The sequence below is a fragment of the Verrucomicrobia bacterium S94 genome (genome assembly GCA_004299845.1).
GTDB lineage: Bacteria > Verrucomicrobiota > Kiritimatiellia > Kiritimatiellales > Pontiellaceae > Pontiella.
In genome coordinates this window covers 990,509-1,007,085 of sequence record CP036201.1, presented here as the reverse complement: position 1 = coordinate 1,007,085, position 16,577 = coordinate 990,509, and the positions used below count along the sequence as shown (strand labels likewise).

Below are 16,577 nucleotides of genomic sequence, written 5' to 3'. Positions count from 1 at the left end.
TTTTCCAGACCTATCCAATCGGTTCAGATCGATGGCACCGAGCCTGAACACGTTGCGACTCACCTCTTCAGGGACAGCGATTTCTCTGCTACTCAGGACATAACATTCTTCAGCCAATCCTCTATTTGTGATACTTCAAAACGTCAACAACTCGTTTTTTTCCCATTGCTTTTCCCGCCATCCCGATGCAGACGCTTAATTTGTCATAAATGCATTCAAAGGCGATGTAATGATCTTTCAGAATAATACCAAACGTTAAAACTATCCGGTATAAATTTGATCCCTCGCAGAGCAACTGTGTCATAACTCAACCTTTATTTCTGCTTTTCTAAGTTCGGACTGCATGTGGATGAGCATTTTCCTCATCCCTGCGACCATTGCACATTTATAGGGTTTCCCGCGCGATTGGAGTCCATCGGTATAGGCTTTGATTACAGGATTATACATCGCTGCAGTTCTGGTCGCCATATACAGAGCTTTTCTGACCTTCGCACGCCCGCCTTTGATTTTTCGTTTTCCTTATAAATCTGCCGCTGTCTCTGTTGTAGGGGGCAACGCCGGCGAGAGCAACGAGTTCATTTCTGCTGAGCATCGTGATTTCACCGAGGAAGGCCATGATCATCCATGCGCTAACTTCGCCAACGCCTTTGATGGCAGTGAGACAGGATAAACAGGCCGACAGACTCTCATCGGATTTGATCAGTTCCCGGATGCGCTTCTCAATGGCTGTGATTTCTTTTTTCAGGACATTGAGCATGCGTTTGATAGAGGCATGGATGAAGTCGGGGGAGTTCCGGATCCGGTTCTTTTCCCGTGCACCCTGTTCTTTAAGGTGATCGCGCCTGTCGAGCAGGGCGATCAATTCCCTGCGCCGACTCGATACCGGAGCTGCAGGACGTAATTCCTTACTTTTTGCGAACTTGAGGATTACATCCGCATCGATCGGATCGGTCTTGGCCTGTATGCCTTCACTGGCCGCAAATGCCCTTATCCGGGCTGGATTGGCCCTGCAGATCGGTATATCTACTGCATGCATGCTCTCCGGCAACAGGCGTTCGTATCCGCCCGTTGCCTCACAAACAACAAAAGGCAGCTGAGCAGCTCTGGCTGCTTTAATTAAACGGGCAATGCCTTTTTCAGTGTTCGGGACATCAAAAGATCGTTCATCCGTCTGGATTTCCAGCGATTCTTTGCTAACGTCAACCGCAATCAGGGTTAATTCATGTTTCATGGTTTTTCTCCGTCTTGTAGAGGTGAGCTCAAAAGGCTCTGTCAACTGTTTGAGATAAAACCGGAGCAGCTTCGGAGGATCCCTGCTCTGCGATGAACGCTGCCTCCGGCAGGTTCTGGGCGCTGAATGATCTCTTCCGAAACCCCGCCGAGCTTTTCGTCAAAAGCCCGGCGGTTCCCTGGTGCTCCTGAGCTTACTTAACTGAGGAGCTTTTTTCCTCCCCTTTCTCCGACGAGTAATGGTTCCCATTCTCGAAAGGGGAAAAAGCTCAAATGATGTCGGGAGAAACCTACAAGGACGCAGAGAAATTCAGTCACAAACGGCTCCGCGCTCTGTGCGTCTCTGCGCGGAATAACTCGGTCGTTAAGACCGGAATGTTGTAGTAAATGGTATAAGAGGTTCGAAGCTGAATTCCCTTACGCCGAACTTAACTCCGGTGGATTAGCCGCCTTACGGGTATGCATAATAATAAAGCTCCGGCGCAATCACCGGAGCTTTATCAAGAAACTGAGCGCCCGCCATGCGGAGCGCTTATCGAGAAGGCTGATCTAATCAGCCTTCCGTGCATGCCCTTAGGCATTCAGACGGGATTCAAGCATATCGAGCTGTTCTTCCATCTTCTTCGGCAGTTTATCGCCGAGTTTTGCCAGATAAGCACGAGCGTCTGCGAGAGTCGCTTTATACGCTTCCTTATCCACTTTCATCAGCTTCTCCCAATCTTCTGCCGGGATATCCAGACCATCAAGGTTGATATCACCATCTTCCGGCATCAGGCCGATTGCGGTTTCACGGGCGCCGACTTTGCCGTCAACGCGGTCGCACATCCATTTAAGAACGCGGCTGTTTTCACCAAAGCCCGGCCACAGGAATTTGCCGTTATCTTTCTGGAACCAGTTTACGTAGAAAACACGCGGAGCTTTGTCGCCGAGTTTTTCACCCATATCGAACCAATGCTGCATGTAATCACCAGCATGGTAGCCGATAAACGGAGTCATAGCGAACGGATCAAAACGCAAAGAAACATTACCCAGGTCAAGGGCGGCAGCAGTCGGTTCCGAAGAAGCGGTTGCCCCCATGAATACCCCGTGATCAAAGTTAAATGCTTCATGCACCAGCGGAACGGTGGAGGTACGTTTTCCGCCGAAAACAAAGATATCGATCGGAACGCCGGCAGGATCTTCCCAGTCCGGGCAGATCGATGGGCAGTTTCTTGCAGGCGCCGTAAAGCGACTATTCGGATGCGCCCCTTTAAGCGGCTTACCGTTTTCGTCTTTCATGTCCGGGGTCCACGGACGGTTCAGCCAGTCGGTACCTTTTTCGATCGGAACATTCATGTCTTCCCACCATACATCCAGATCGGGAGTGACGACCACGTTGGTGAAAATGCAGTCTTTGTCCAGAGACGCCATAGCCATCGGGTTGGTTTCTTTGGACGTAAACGGAGCTACACCGAAGAAACCGGCTTCCGGGTTGATCGCATACAGACGACCGTCATCACCCTGTTTCATCCAGGCGATGTCGTCGCCGATGGTTTCCACTTTCCAGCCCGGGACAGTGGACTGAAGCATCGCGAGGTTGGTTTTGCCGCAGGCAGACGGGAAAGCTGCGGCCACGTGGTATTTTTTACCTTCCGGACTGATGAAGCGCAGAATCAGCATGTGTTCCGCCATCCAGCCTTCGCGGCCGGCCATAGCGGAGGCAATACGCAGCGCCAGACATTTTTTGCCGAGCAGTGCATTGCCGCCGTATCCGGAACCGTAGGACCAGATCAGGTTTTCTTCCGGGAAATGAGCGATGTATTTATCTTCGATCGGAGCACAGGGCCAACGACTGTCTTTCTGACCCGGCTCGAGCGGAGAACCTACGGAGTGCAGACAGGGAATGAAGAAATCTTCTTTTTCAATCAGACGCAGAACTTCAGTGGAAACACGCGTCATAATGTGCATATTGCACACAACATACGGGGAATCCGTGATTTCAACGGCGTTCTTCGCAATCGGAGAACCGATCGGACCCATGGAGAACGGAATCACATACATTGTACGGCCCTTCATGCAGCCGGTGTAGAGCTCGGTCATGGTCTTCTTCAGCTCGTTCGGATCAACCCAGTTATTGGTCGGACCGGCATCCTCCTCCTTAACGGAAGCAATGAAAGTACGGCTTTCAACACGGGCAACGTCAGAAGGATCGGAGTTGAACGCATAAGAATTCGGGCGTTTTTCTTCATTCAGCTTGATCGCCATTCCGGTCTCAACCATTTCGGCCATCAGGCGGTCATATTCTTCTTTGGAGCCATCGCACCATACCACCTTATCCGGTGTGCACATGGTTTCTACTTCAGCCACCCAGTCCAGCAGCTTCTGATTTGTTGTGGGAGCACTCATTTCTAACCTCCTAAGTTATATTACACCCAATTCTCGGTAAAAGCGGGAATCATAAGTGCCCACCGCTCAAAGTCAATTCAATCAGTAAAAAAATACCTATTGTCCGTAAATCATATTATATATAATAAGATCGTATTATTCATATTTTAATTATGCCAACGAACGGTTTTCAGTAATTCCGCTTGTATTCAGTCCCATTATTTTGGCTTCTTTTCTTTATGCGCACTGCAAAAGCCAGAGAATGGGAACTGAAGCTCAAACACGTTTTCGATGAAATCGACCGCATTCTTGAGGCGGAATACAGCGGATATTTCACCAGACACCCAAACCGTCCTCCCGAAGGGACCACTTCAAACCCGGAAATGGACGGCCTTATTAATGTCGGGGCATCCTATTCCGCCGGATTCGGCTCGGAATTCGGTCCGGGCTACGTGGTCAGCATCCGGATCTCCACCCTCGGTCAGGTCCCCAGAGCGGTCAAACGGGAGATGCGTGATAAGGTTCAGCAGCTTCTCCTTGAAAAACTTCCCGCAACATTCCCCGAAAACCAGCTTTTTGTTGATAAAGAACGGGAACATCTCCGCATTCATGGCGACCTCAGCCTAGATTAGTAAAACTCCTATACTGTTCTGAAAACCCTACGCGCTCAATCTCCTCGAACCGCCTCTCCCCATGGCGCGGTGTGCCTGCGGCGACCGGAATGCCCGCTCCAGCCCTTGCGGCTCCCGCCCCGACCCCGGAGATTTCAACCCCGCGAACCGGCCTCGGTTCGCAGCACCCGGCAAGCGGTTCTGCCCGCAGTTCCTCTCCGCGGCATCAAGAATTCGCTTTAAAATTCCTTCAGATCCCTCCTCACAGCAACGCTCTTACTCAACTGCCCAGTTCTCCTTCATCACGACTCATTGGAAATTTTTTTCCAGCTACATATCATGTCTGACGCACAAAAAATCCGCCGCTTAGAAAGCGGCGGATCTCTAAATCTTCTTCTACAGGTTTCAGGCTATTCGCCGTCAAGAAAACCTTCCAGTTTGCGGATACGCGTCGGATGGCGCATTTTACGCAGTGCTTTCGCTTCAATCTGACGGATACGTTCGCGGGTCACATTGAACTTCCGTCCGACTTCCTCCAGCGTACGCGGATAACCATCCACCAAACCGAAACGAAGCGTCAGCACCTCCTGCTCACGATCGGTCAGCGTCATCAGCACATCCCCGATCTTTTCTTTCAGCAGGCTGAAAGCCGTCATTTCATCCGGTTTCTCCGCCGACTTGTCTTCAATAAAATCGCCGAAATGCGTATCATCGGAATCTCCGATCGGGCTCTGCAGCGAAATCGGCTGCTGGGCAATTTTCAGAATAGCCCGAACACGCTCGACCGGCAGCTCCATTTCATCGGCCAGTTCTTCCGGAGTGGCTTCGCGGCCGAACTCCTGCAGCAACTGTTTCTGAATCCGCATCAGTTTGTTGATGGTTTCAATCATATGAACCGGAATACGGATCGTACGGGCCTGATCCGCAATTGAGCGGGTGATCGCCTGACGAATCCACCACGTGGCATAAGTGGAGAATTTATACCCACGACGATATTCAAATTTTTCCACCGCCTTCATCAGCCCCATATTCCCTTCCTGAATCAGATCAAGGAAAGACAGACCGCGATTGGTGTATTTTTTGGCAATCGAAATCACCAGACGAAGGTTGGCCTCAATCATTTCGGTCTTGGCCTTAAGCCCTTTACGCAACCATACTTTGAGTTCCGCATAGTGCTTCTCGAACTCCTTCTGCTCCATGTTCAGATAGGTTTCAAGCTCTTTAATCTCCTTGCGGACAGCTCGCAGATCAGCACCGGCACTTTTCGCACGACTTTTTTTCAGGCGCTCAACCTCTTCCTGGAGATGGACCATTTTCTGATGATATTTATCCACTTCCGGTACCACATCCTCGATGGCTTTCTGCTTGAAATGGAGCTGCTTGAAATACTCCGAAAGACGCGCCTGAGCCTTCTCAAAGTTTTTCACCGCCTTTTTATACTCCGGGCTGTCCTTCTTCGCCTTGGTGTATTCCAGATAATATTTTCGCTTCAGATCACTGTTGCGATCAATACCCTTCAACACCTTGGGAAGTTCGTTGAAATAGTCTTCACGGCAGTCCACATGTTTATCCGAAATGATCCGGTCAAAACGCTCCTTGCCCTGCTCAAGACGCTCGATCACACCGAGATAAGCATCCTTTGCACAACCCAGCCGATTGAACATGCTGGTGGTTGCAATTTCCGCTTCCTCAATCCGCATGGAGATCTCCACCTCCTGCTCACGGGTCAGCAGCGGAACCTGGCCCATCTGCTTGAGATACATCCGCACCGGGTCATCAAGTACATCTGAACGCGCACTCTGTTTATCGGCCTGCTCTTTTTCCAGACGGGCCTGATATTCCTCGACATCGTCCTGACGAATAATGTCGATTTCCATGCTCTGCAGAAGTCCGACGATTTTATCGATATCCTCAACAACCACCAAATCTTCCGGGAATGCCTCGTTGATATCCTCGTAGGTCAGGAAGCCATGCTCCGACGCCAGAGCCATCAGCTCCTTGATCCGGTCATTCCGCTCTTCACGATCCATCAGCGAGACGCCGCCGGCAGTGGCTTCGTCGACAGCAGCAACAGTTGCTGCAACTTTCTGTTCCTGCGTTTTCGGCACATCCACCACTGCAGGTTTCGCTTCTGCCACCTCGGCTTTTTTAGCGGCTTTCTTTTTTGCCGGAGCCTTTTTAGCAGCCGTTTTTCTGGCTGGAGCCTTTTTAGCGGTCTTCTTCGCCGGAACCAGCTTTGCCGCACCTGGTGCGGCGGCTTTTTTGGCGACAGTGATCGTTTTGGTTGTTTTCTTTTCGGGCGAGGCTTTTTTAGAGCTTTTTTGAGTACCAGCAGTTTTTTTCGCAGAGGTCTTCTTTTTCGAAACAGCCATTTTGATCCTTATTTATAAAAGTATACAGTCCACCTATTATAGTGAAGAAAGCGAGTAATAAACAGCAACTTCGGCCCCTCCGTCAACCTTAACCTTCATAAATATGAACGTATGCTTCACAGGTTTATTTGACTTGAAGAATTCCCCCGCAGCAAACACTATTTGCCGGATGAAATTTACCTTCCGATCATATCCTGCCCACCCTTGGATAGCGGGCTGGTCGATTGAGCCGCGCGGCTGCAGTGCCAGCTACCGCTCCAGCAGCTCTGACCGGTTTTTCCGCACCCTGGAGACCTCCGGCCATATCACCGCCAACACCGACCAACCGGAATGGGCCCTGCAGACCGCGCCCCCGAAAAACAGCCGTACCAACCTCCTGTTCAATGGGTTCTGCGCATACCACATTCGAAAAAATAAAAAAGCCGGCATCGAAGTTCTGTCTCCGGAACCGGGTGTTGCCTGGGGACATTTCGAAGGCATCGCTCCGCCCGCATTGATATCCGAACAACCGGTAATCCAGGAAGACCTCTTTCAATGGATTGAGATCGGAGATGACCTGGTTTTTCTGGCGGTGCAAAAGCAGCATTTCTGCCTGATCACCAAATCTCACCTGCGACCGGAAGCAAAACGCATTGCAGAGCGTTATCTCTCAGACGATTTTGACTCCGCCATTCAGAACGAACTTCAGAAGAGATCCGGTGCGGCATCGCTTTTCGAAGAAATGCAGCATCACGATGCGCTTGCAGTAATCAGTGCGGAATCCATGCTTAAAGCGCTGCGTCCTCCCGAAGGAAACATTCCTCTGCACTGGTGTCAGGCATCATCCACCGATATTCCGATGATGGACATCAACGAAATACCTGCACTGGCCCGGGCCTGGCAGCTGCTGGATATAGAGATGGCGGAAGAACTCCTGCTCTGCACCCTTAAAGTCCAGACCAGTGCAGGAGCCATCCCGGTCCACTTTACCCCGCATGCCGCCCACTCCACACTTGAGGCCCCCAAACCGCTTCTCGCCCAGACCGTCGAAACCGTATGGAACACCCGGAAAAATGAAGATTTTCTGAACGCGGTCCTCCCCCTGCTCCGGCGGCACATTCAATGGATGCTCCACCATTTTGACCCCAAACGGACCGGCATTCACTGCTGGAAAAACTCGGCGGAGTGCCTTTCTCCCGAGCTCTATAAAACCGATCTGGCAACGGTAGATCTTTCCGTTCTTCTTCTGGCGGAAATTGATGCACTGAACCGTATGCTTTCCGCCTCCGCACAGCATACCTCCAGCACCGGCCTGTTTGAGGCGGAACGCAACACACTTGAAAACAATATTATTAAGCGCTTCTGGAACCCGAAAGACAATGCCTTCACGCGCGCATTCCTGCGGGACCGGGAGGGTACACTGGGCGGATTTCCATCATTCATTCCCCTGCTTTGGCCGGACCTTCCGCACACCTATAAAATCAACGTACTTGAAAAAGTGAAGGAATCCGGAAAGCTGCCCGGCGGGCTGAGTGTCCTGACCTGGCGGAAATCGGCAATGGATGATAACTCGTTCCCGCTGCTCCAGCAGCTGCTTGTTTTCCAGGCCCTGAAAACCGCCGATCCGAACGGACAATTGCTCAACGATTTTTCCCGCATCACACTACAGGGATTTGTGGAATGGCATGGACTGGCCGTTGAAAAAGAAAAACGCCTGCCGATCAACCCCGTACTCGGCGCCTTCATTATGAATGTGCAGGCCATCCGCCAATACCGCTACCACGCCAAAGGTGCCGTTTCCGGATATATCTTCAAACTCATGCGGAAAGCCAAAGCCGACCGCGGCGACCTGATTATAATCTCAGCCACCCTCTTCGCCCTCATAAGCGTCCGCCTGATCTACAGCGCGCTTAATGCGCCGCCGCCGCTGGAAATGCTCGAAGCGCAGATGAACAGTGCCTATATGGAGCGGAATATCGAAGGTACGCTTTCCAGCTGTATGGCCATCATTAAATTTTATCCCGACAATGCCGATAACGCCATGCTGCTGGCCGCCAACCTATCTATTCTGCAGGGCCGCTATGCCGACGCCGCCACACTTTACGAAAGGGTCCGCGAAAAACATCCCGACAGCCCGGGCCCCATGATCGGCCTCGGCCTTGCCCTCCAGCTTCAGGGTCGCTTTGAGGAAGCGGATCGTAATTATTATGAATTCTGCTACATCTTCGAAGAGATTTTTCCCTCGCTCGTCGATCAGGTCAGCGGCTTCCGCCTACTGATCGCCGAAGGTTTCAAGACTCCGCCAAAATGGCGGGATATTTATGGATATCAACTGATGCATGAACTAGAGTAACACACAAATTCTGTTCAGAAAGGTTTACCATGAAATGCAAAGCTCTATTTTTTTCAACCCTCGCACTGCTAATGCTGAGCGGCTGTAAAGACGATGAAGCCCGATTAACAGAACAGAACTCCAAGCCGACCTTCATGTTCTGGTGCTTTCGCAAGGAAATTGTCTCTGCCGATTATCATATACCCGATATGAAAACATCCGCTGCGGCAGCATACATCCAAAACAGACTCAAAGCCATTCCGGGCTATGTCAGCAGCAGCGTCGATCTGCCGGCACGGACCATGACCGTGAAATACCAGAGCAGCACCATCCGGAAAATGAATTTTGAAGAAGCCATTGCACGCGCCGGCTTCGCCGTCAACAACCGCCCCGCCAACCCCCATGTAAAACTTCCTGCAGGAGTCCAATAGATCTATGAAAATTTCAGTATCCTCAGCCTCACCGGCCGACATCAGAACAGACGCACTCATCCTTTTTTTCCAGGGATCGGAAAACCTGCTTCCCGCCGGGAATACCGCACTTGCAAAGCAGGTTGACGCCCTCGTTAAAACCTCCGCCTTCAAAGGAAAAGCCGGACAGACCGCCGTTTTTCCGATGGACGGAAAACAGATCATCGTCACCGGCCTCGGAGAACCCGAACATTTTCATAACGCCCTGCTCGAACAGGCCGCTGCCGCCGCCGTACGCACAGGGAAAACCGCCGGGTTAAAAACCTTTGCCATGGCTTCATCCATCCGACTCAAGGGAGTTTCCGAAGCCGGCTACCATCTCCTCGCCGGCCGCGGTGCCGCCTGGGGAACCTACACCTATGACATCAACAAATCGGATGCAGAAAAAAAACCGGCCTGTTCGCTGACCTTCTGCGGAAAAGTGAAATCGCGTGCAGCCATCAAAAAAGCACAAGCCCACGGCGAAGCACTTGTTTCAACGGCCGATATCGCCAACATGCCCGGCAATCAGGCCACCCCCGAATCCATTGCCGACTGGGCCCGTAAAATGGCCGAAGAAACCGGCCTCAACTGCCGGATCATGAATAAAACCGCGCTTGAGAAAAAAGGATGCGGCGGAATCCTCGGCGTTTCCCAGGGCAGCGCCAAAGAACCCCGCATGATCATACTCGAGCACAAAGGCACGGACACAAAGGTCCGCCCCATTGTACTGGTCGGCAAAACCCTCACTTTCGATTCCGGCGGCATTTCGCTGAAACCCGGAAAAGGCATGGGCTGGATGCGCTACGATAAATGCGGCGGCATGGCTGTACTGACCGCCATGCAGATGATTGCGAAAATCAAACCCAAAACACCCGTGATCGGCATTCTGGGTGCCGCCGAAAACATGCCGGGCTCCAATGCCATCCGACCGGGGGATATTCTAACCGCCTACAAGGGGAAAACCGTTGAGGTCCTCAATACCGATGCCGAAGGCCGGCTCGTGCTGATGGATGCGCTAGGTTTGGCTGCGGATTACAAACCGCAGGCGATCGTTGATCTCGCTACATTGACCGGAGCCTGCATTGTGGCCCTCGGCTCTGCGGCATCGGCCGTTCTCGGGAACGATCAGCAGCTGATCGACACTCTGATTAAACACGGTGCAGAGGCCGGAGAACGCCACTGGCAGCTGCCACTCTTTAAAGACTATACCGATGACATGGAATCCGATTTCGCCGATCTTTCCAACATCAGCAAATCCGGCGGCGCCGGCACCGCCACAGCAGCCGCATTTCTCCAGGAATTTGTGCCGGACGGCATTCCCTGGGCGCATTTCGACATTGCCGGAACCGCGTGGGAGGAATCGGCCAAACCGTATCAGGCTCCCGGAGCCACCCTCGTCGGAGCCCGCACCCTGGTACAGTGGGTCTGCAGCCGGGATTAACGCAGCACATGGAATTTGACTGGCAGGCGCTGGGCTCGGTCGGCATCTATTCCTTTGCCGCCCTGCTCTGCTTTTCGGCATTCATTCTTTCCTGCCTGTCCCTTTCCGGAACCTGGCTGGTACTTGCTGCCGCCGGACTGATCAGCTGGTACCGCTGGCCGGAATTTCCAAACGTAGGGACCTTAATCCTCTTCACTCTGCTCTGTGTCGGTGTCGAAGTGGCTGAAGCCTTTGCCGGAACCTGGGGTGTACAAAAGCGCGGCGGATCAAAACGGGCCGGCATTGCTGCGGCGATGGGTGGATTTTCCGGACTCTTTCTCGGCGGTTTGATCCCATTACCCATCATTGGAAATCTACTGGGCATGCTGATCGGCAGCTTTATCTTCGCCTTTCTCGTTGAACAGAACCGACTGAAAAAAACGGAGCAGGCTGCACACATTGCAACCGGTGCGGTTTTTGCGCGACTGGCCGTTATCTTCCTTAAAATCGGCATGACGGTGCTGATGTCTCTCCTCCTTGCAATCGGCGTTGCGATAACCTCATGAAAAAAATCGCCTATTACATTACCGCGCACGGCTACGGACACGGCGCCCGCTCCTGTGATATACTCAACGCTCTGAAAACCGTGCGACCGGAAGTGCCGATCATAGTCAAAACCGGCCTGCCCGTAGAGTTCATGAAAAGCCGTCTGCTCCCCGACATCGAACTGCGTCCCGGAATATTTGACGTCGGCCTGATTCAGAAAGACTCCATCCGCGTGGACCTCGAGGCCTCCATTCAGGCCCTGATCCGACTTTACAGCCGTGAAAAAGAACTGATCGATCAGGAACGCCGCTTTCTGCGCAACGAAAACATCGGCGTTGTGGTAGCCGATATTCCGGCCATCCCGCTGGCCGCCGCCCAAGAGGAAACCGTTCCCAACCTTGGATGCGGCAACTTCGGATGGAACTGGATCTACTCCGAGTTTGCGGAAACCGATAAACGCTGGCAGCGCTTCGTCGACAAATTTGCCGAAGTCTACAGCCGAACCGATCTGCTGCTTAAACAGCCTTTTTCCGAATCGATGGAAATCTTCCCCAACCGGATCGAACTTCCGCTGCTCGCCAGCCCCGGAACACCGAATCGCGAGCGAATTGCGGAAGCCACCGGCGCAGATCCACAAAAAACCTGGGTACTGCTTTCTTTTACCGCCCTGAACCTGGACCGTCCGGCTCTGGATAAAGTTTCACACCTTCGAAGGTATGAATTTTTTACCGTTGAACCGCTCGACTGGAGCACAACGGGCATACGCTGTCTTTCGCGCAACCTCGTCCGCTTTGCCGATATTGTGGCCTCGGTAGACTATGTGGTAACCAAACCCGGATTCGGCATCGTTTCCGAATGTATCGCCAACAACAAACCGATCATCTATTCCGACCGGAAAAATTTTCTTGAATATCCGATCCTCGTTGAATCGATCAAGCGCTACTGCCGCCACACCTTTATCCCTAATGCCGAACTCTATGCGGGCGAACTGGAGCGCGCGCTCACCAATACAGAAAACGCCCCGGAACCACCGGAAAAAATACCGGGCGGCGGTGCCGAACTGGCCGCAGATCATATTCTTAGATTTGCCGGGGAGGCGTCTATTTCCATTGACTGAACGGATGCTTCGAGAGATAGCCGTTAAAATACCGTTCGTCTTCTGAAACTTCTTCTCCAGCCCAGTCGGGTTTTTCAAAGTGCTGGTTTTCGGATTCAAGCTCCACTTCTGCCATCACCAGTCCGGCATTCAGCCCATCGAACACATCGACTTCCCAGGTCAGCCCTCCATGCTCAATATAATAGCGCGTCTTTTCCACCAGCTGCTCACAGAGCATCAGCATATAGCGGGCGTCGGCGAGGTCGATTTCGTACTCAAACTCCATACGTGAAAACCCGTCAGTCGCACCTTTAACGGTCAGAAACCCCTGATCCCCCATCACACGAACGCGCACACTTTTTTTCGGATCCGTCACCAGATAGCCCTGCCGGCAGGATCTGGAGTCAACCACCGCATTCTTCCACTCATCGGAAATCACGAGAAATTTGCGTTCAATTTCAAAAGCCATAATTAAAACACCCTGGTTAAACGTGTGCTGTCAGGAATCATCTCTTCTTTAAGCATCTCGAAAAGACGCTGTGCAATCGGCCCGGGTTTTCCATCACCGACAGGGCTGCCGTCAAATACAGTAACCGGCGTAACGTTCGGCGTGGTTCCGTATATATGGACCTCGGCTGCAGACCGAACCGCACCGAGATTAATCGGCCGGAATTCCGCATTCGTCAGAATGCGCTTCGCTTTAAGCTGCTGCGCAAACTCCATGGCCCGCCGGGCGGTCGTTCCGGCCAGCACCCGGTCCGGCGGCGGCATGAACAGCTCCTTACCGCGGGTGACTATACCGATATTTTCTGTCGCCCCTTCGGCAATACACCGGTTTTCATCGAGCGAAACGGTAAAATCGACCCCCATATCCACCGCCTCTTTTTTCATGAGCACATTCGGTAGATAGTTACAGGTTTTCACCTGGGCAAAAAGACCCGGTTTGATCGGGATCTTGCTGAGCCCCACACTGGCCCCCTCCGGCAGCTGTCCGATTTTCGCGTCCTTCATCTCATAAACCACCACATAGATTTCCGGATAATAACAGGCATAGGGGTTCACCCCCATCGTCCCCTGCCCGCGTGAAAGCAGCAGACGTATGAGCGCATTCGGCCGTCCGCCGGCACGCACGGTCTGAATAATAATCCGCCCCATCTCCTCCCGCGATACCGGAAGCGCAATACCCACTGCACGGCACGATTTTTCCAGACGCTCCAGATGATCCTCCAGATTGTACAGACTGCCGTTCACACATTTGAACGATTCAAAGACCCCGTCGCCACGATGAACCATATGATCATCCACCGGCACGTTCATCACAGCCTGATCTGTCACAATACAATCAGTGACCGATGAATACATGGCATAGAGCTTCTTATCCCGGTCCGGAAGACGAGCGATCCATTCATCGCGGCTGACAACGGGCTTGGCAAACGATTCAGACATAATACTCCTTAAATTTAAATCAGATGATCATTGCTTAAATCTCTGCGAATTGGAATTAATTTCAACCTACGCCGATGGGACCATTGTGCTAAACAAAAATAAATGGGGAATTTCGTTATGAAGAATGTTATCAAAAAGCGGGTGCTCGTAACCGGAGGTGCCGGTTTCCTGGGATCCTTTCTCTGTGAACGGCTGCTGGACGAAGGATGCGATGTCATCTGCATGGATAACTTCTTCACCGGGCGGAAGGCCAATATTGCACACCTGATGAGCAATCCTTACTTTGAGCTGATGCGTCACGACGTCACGTTCCCGTTCTATGTCGAGGTCGACGAAATCTACAATCTCGCCTGTCCGGCTTCTCCGGTTCACTACCAGTTTGATCCCGTGCAGACCACGAAAACCAGCGTTCACGGCGCCATCAATGTGCTTGGACTGGCCAAACGCGTGAAAGCCAAGGTTTTCCAGGCATCGACGTCAGAAGTCTACGGCGATCCGGATGTCCACCCGCAGCCGGAATCCTACTGGGGCCACGTCAACCCCATCGGCATCCGCTCCTGTTACGACGAAGGAAAACGCTGCGCCGAAACCCTCTTTTTCGATTACTGGCGTCAGCACAACCTGCGCATTAAAGTGGTCCGCATTTTCAACACCTACGGTCCCCGCATGCATCCGCACGATGGCCGGGTTGTTTCCAACTTCATCATGCAGGCCCTGCGCGGCGAAGACATCACGATTTACGGCGACGGAACACAGACCCGTTCTTTCTGCTATGTTTCCGACCTGATTGAAGGATGGATCCGCCTGATGAATTCCCCCGATGAAATCACCGGTCCTATCAACATCGGCAATCCCGGAGAATTCACCATGATCGAACTGGCGGAAAATGTGATTGAACTGACCAACTCATCCTCGAAACTGGTCTATGAGCCGCTGCCAGCCGACGACCCGAAACAGCGCAAACCCGATATCACGCTGGCCAAAGAAAAACTCGGCTGGGAACCGAAAGTTCCACTGCGAGAAGGCCTGGCGAAAACCATTGAATATTTTGACGGTCTGCTGAAACAGTAACCGCCTATTCCCCGATGATCTTGACGAGGACGCGTTTATCGCGCATCCCGTCGAGTTCATAATAGAAAATCGATTCCCACGGACCGAAATCCAGTTTTCCGTCCGTGACGGCCACCACCACTTCGCGGCCCATAACGGTGCGCTTCAGATGAGCGTCCGCATTATCCTCATAACCATTGTGCGCATACTGTCCATACGGTTTTTCCGGAGCAAGTTTTTCAAGCCAGCGCTCGAAATCGGAATGCAGTCCGCTTTCATTATCATTAATAAAAACCGATGCCGTAATGTGCATGGCATTCACCAGGCACAGCCCTTCCCGGATTCCCGATTCACGCAGGCATTCTTCAACTTCCGGCGTGATATGAATGATCTGCCGACGTTTCGGCGCATTAAACCAAAGTTCTTTCCGATACGATTTCATTCAACCCCCTTGAGATAATCATCGAGCGGTACCAGCATTTCATTGAGGTACAGCTGCTTCATCAGTTCACAGTCTAGGCGGTGTCCGGCTTTGTAGGATTTAATGTGGCCGACAAACTGCCCATTGGGAATCAGTGCAATAGCCGCCAGCAGATCCAGTACAGCACGATGCCAGACCGCCTCAAGCGCCTTGCCTTCATGAACCAGGCGAGGCTCATTGATATAACGTTTTTTCCCGGCAATCGATACGTTTTTCTTATTGTAACCCAGATTCCGCACATCGGCAAACAGCTTGCCGATCGTCCGGCAGTACCAGACTTTGGCATTCGATGTATTCGTCCGCGCAACCGACGCCATTTCCGTCAGTTCTCTGCAGACCGGAAAAAGGATGCGCTGTTTCCCCAGGGCCGTGTTGAAATTAATCGCCGCGTCAATGGTCAGCTGCGGGTTTTCCAGATTCTTCGGCGGAGACAGCGTTACGAAATCGCCATAGGTTCCGCCCACGGTAACCGGCTCCTTGACCGTAAAATATTTCACCGGCCGGTCCAGTTCCTCCACACCGCACGATTGAATGGCTTCCACCACATCCAGACTGCCCTGCTCAAAAAGCGGCGGATCACCGGAATCGAGCTTAATGGTCATATTATCGATTCCCATACCCATACGCAGCGAAATCAGATGCTCCACCATACGCACATAGTTATGCGGATTGCCGGAACGCAGTACAATATTGCTTACGATCTGTCCGGTCGTCCAGACATTGGCAATGCCTACACGGATCGGCAGCGACCCCGGCAGATCGGTGCGGTCCAGCCACCACCCCTCCTGATTGGACGGCGACAGCGTAATGGTGCGCATTGCTTTACCCATAAAGGTTCCCGGTCCAGTCAACGTCGCCTCACCGGCGAGGGTCGTCTGCATTTTGCGAAGCGGCTCAACCGGCTTTTCACTTAAATCCCAGTCAACCGGAATTTCGTTCATCTCTGCATACGAAGCCTTAATCGCCTCTTCATCGCCCATCAGAATGGTGCCTGGTTCTGTCATAAAACGGTTCCGTCCATAGTTGGTAAATTGATTGAATGAATAACCTATCTTTAGATTTTTCAGTGAAACTAGGCAATCAAAACCAAACAGGTACCGTATTCCCGACCCCGGATGCCACAGAAAATTCCCGACCGGTCGATGCAAGAGCCGCTCCGATTGATTGCCATTGCATCCTGCCTTATGATACATTTAAT

General features: G+C 52.2%; 14 protein-coding genes. 7 read left to right on the top strand and 7 right to left on the bottom strand.

The features are described 5' to 3' along the window. Positions 1-439: 439 nt before the first annotated feature. Together EGM51_04335 and EGM51_04330 are read right to left on the bottom strand one after the other, a co-directional pair. Positions 440-1,231, bottom strand: a complete 792-nt coding sequence (locus EGM51_04335) for an IS110 family transposase (GenBank protein QBG46663.1) — start codon at positions 1,229-1,231, stop codon at positions 440-442. A gap of 572 nt (positions 1,232-1,803) precedes the next feature. Continuing rightward, positions 1,804-3,615, bottom strand: a complete 1,812-nt coding sequence (locus tag EGM51_04330) for a phosphoenolpyruvate carboxykinase (GTP) (protein ID QBG46662.1) — start codon at positions 3,613-3,615, stop codon at positions 1,804-1,806. Between the two features lie 218 nt (positions 3,616-3,833). Here EGM51_04330 and EGM51_04325 point away from each other — a divergent pair, with 218 nt between their 5' ends. Beyond that, a complete protein-coding gene (locus EGM51_04325; GenBank protein ID QBG46661.1) occupies positions 3,834-4,226 on the top strand; it encodes a hypothetical protein in 393 nt (130 codons plus the stop codon). Positions 4,227-4,615: 389 nt separating this feature from the next. Here the strand turns inward: EGM51_04325 and rpoD are convergent, their stop codons facing one another. Then, positions 4,616-6,577 (bottom strand): RNA polymerase sigma factor RpoD, encoded by a 1,962-nt coding sequence (gene rpoD, locus EGM51_04320; GenBank protein QBG46660.1) that lies wholly within the window; start codon positions 6,575-6,577, stop codon positions 4,616-4,618. Between the two features lie 169 nt (positions 6,578-6,746). On the opposite strand from rpoD, the gene EGM51_04315 reads away from it, so the two are divergent. From EGM51_04315 to EGM51_04295, 5 genes are read left to right on the top strand one after another with little or no spacing between them, the layout of a single operon-like run. Then, a complete protein-coding gene (locus EGM51_04315; GenBank protein ID QBG46659.1) occupies positions 6,747-8,909 on the top strand; it encodes a hypothetical protein in 2,163 nt (720 codons plus the stop codon). A gap of 29 nt (positions 8,910-8,938) precedes the next feature. Next, entirely contained in the window at positions 8,939-9,319 is a 381-nt protein-coding gene (locus EGM51_04310) for a heavy-metal-associated domain-containing protein (protein ID QBG46658.1), read from the top strand. 4 nt (positions 9,320-9,323) lie between these two features. Then, entirely contained in the window at positions 9,324-10,781 is a 1,458-nt protein-coding gene (locus EGM51_04305) for a leucyl aminopeptidase (GenBank protein QBG46657.1), read from the top strand. A gap of 8 nt (positions 10,782-10,789) precedes the next feature. Next, on the top strand, positions 10,790-11,326 hold the full coding sequence (locus tag EGM51_04300) for a DUF456 domain-containing protein (GenBank protein ID QBG46656.1): 537 nt from the start codon (positions 10,790-10,792) through the stop codon (positions 11,324-11,326). Continuing rightward, positions 11,323-12,423 carry a hypothetical protein gene (locus EGM51_04295; GenBank protein ID QBG46655.1) on the top strand — a complete coding sequence of 367 codons (1,101 nt, stop codon included), beginning with the start codon at positions 11,323-11,325 and terminating at the stop codon, positions 12,421-12,423. The genes EGM51_04300 and EGM51_04295 overlap by 4 nt, the downstream gene beginning before the upstream one ends. Here the strand turns inward: EGM51_04295 and EGM51_04290 are convergent. Together EGM51_04290 and EGM51_04285 are read right to left on the bottom strand one after the other, a co-directional pair. Further along, the gene (locus tag EGM51_04290) at positions 12,407-12,871 is read right to left on the bottom strand and encodes a CYTH domain-containing protein (protein ID QBG46654.1); all 465 of its coding nucleotides are present in this window, start codon (positions 12,869-12,871) and stop codon (positions 12,407-12,409) included. The two genes, EGM51_04295 and EGM51_04290, sit on opposite strands and share 17 nt — an antisense overlap. A gap of 2 nt (positions 12,872-12,873) precedes the next feature. Further along, positions 12,874-13,848, bottom strand: a complete 975-nt coding sequence (locus EGM51_04285) for a peptidase (protein QBG46653.1) — start codon at positions 13,846-13,848, stop codon at positions 12,874-12,876. 117 nt (positions 13,849-13,965) lie between these two features. Between EGM51_04285 and EGM51_04280 the strand changes: the two genes are divergently transcribed. Next, positions 13,966-14,919, top strand: a complete 954-nt coding sequence (locus EGM51_04280; GenBank protein ID QBG46652.1) for an SDR family oxidoreductase — start codon at positions 13,966-13,968, stop codon at positions 14,917-14,919. A gap of 4 nt (positions 14,920-14,923) precedes the next feature. Here the strand turns inward: EGM51_04280 and EGM51_04275 are convergent, their stop codons facing one another. Both EGM51_04275 and EGM51_04270 read right to left on the bottom strand, forming a co-directional pair. Further along, the gene (locus EGM51_04275; protein ID QBG46651.1) at positions 14,924-15,340 is read right to left on the bottom strand and encodes a YjbQ family protein; all 417 of its coding nucleotides are present in this window, start codon (positions 15,338-15,340) and stop codon (positions 14,924-14,926) included. Beyond that, positions 15,337-16,572, bottom strand: coding sequence for a hypothetical protein (locus EGM51_04270; GenBank protein ID QBG46650.1), 1,236 nt, complete (start codon positions 16,570-16,572; stop codon positions 15,337-15,339). The genes EGM51_04275 and EGM51_04270 overlap by 4 nt, the downstream gene beginning before the upstream one ends. Positions 16,573-16,577: the final 5 nt, after the last annotated feature.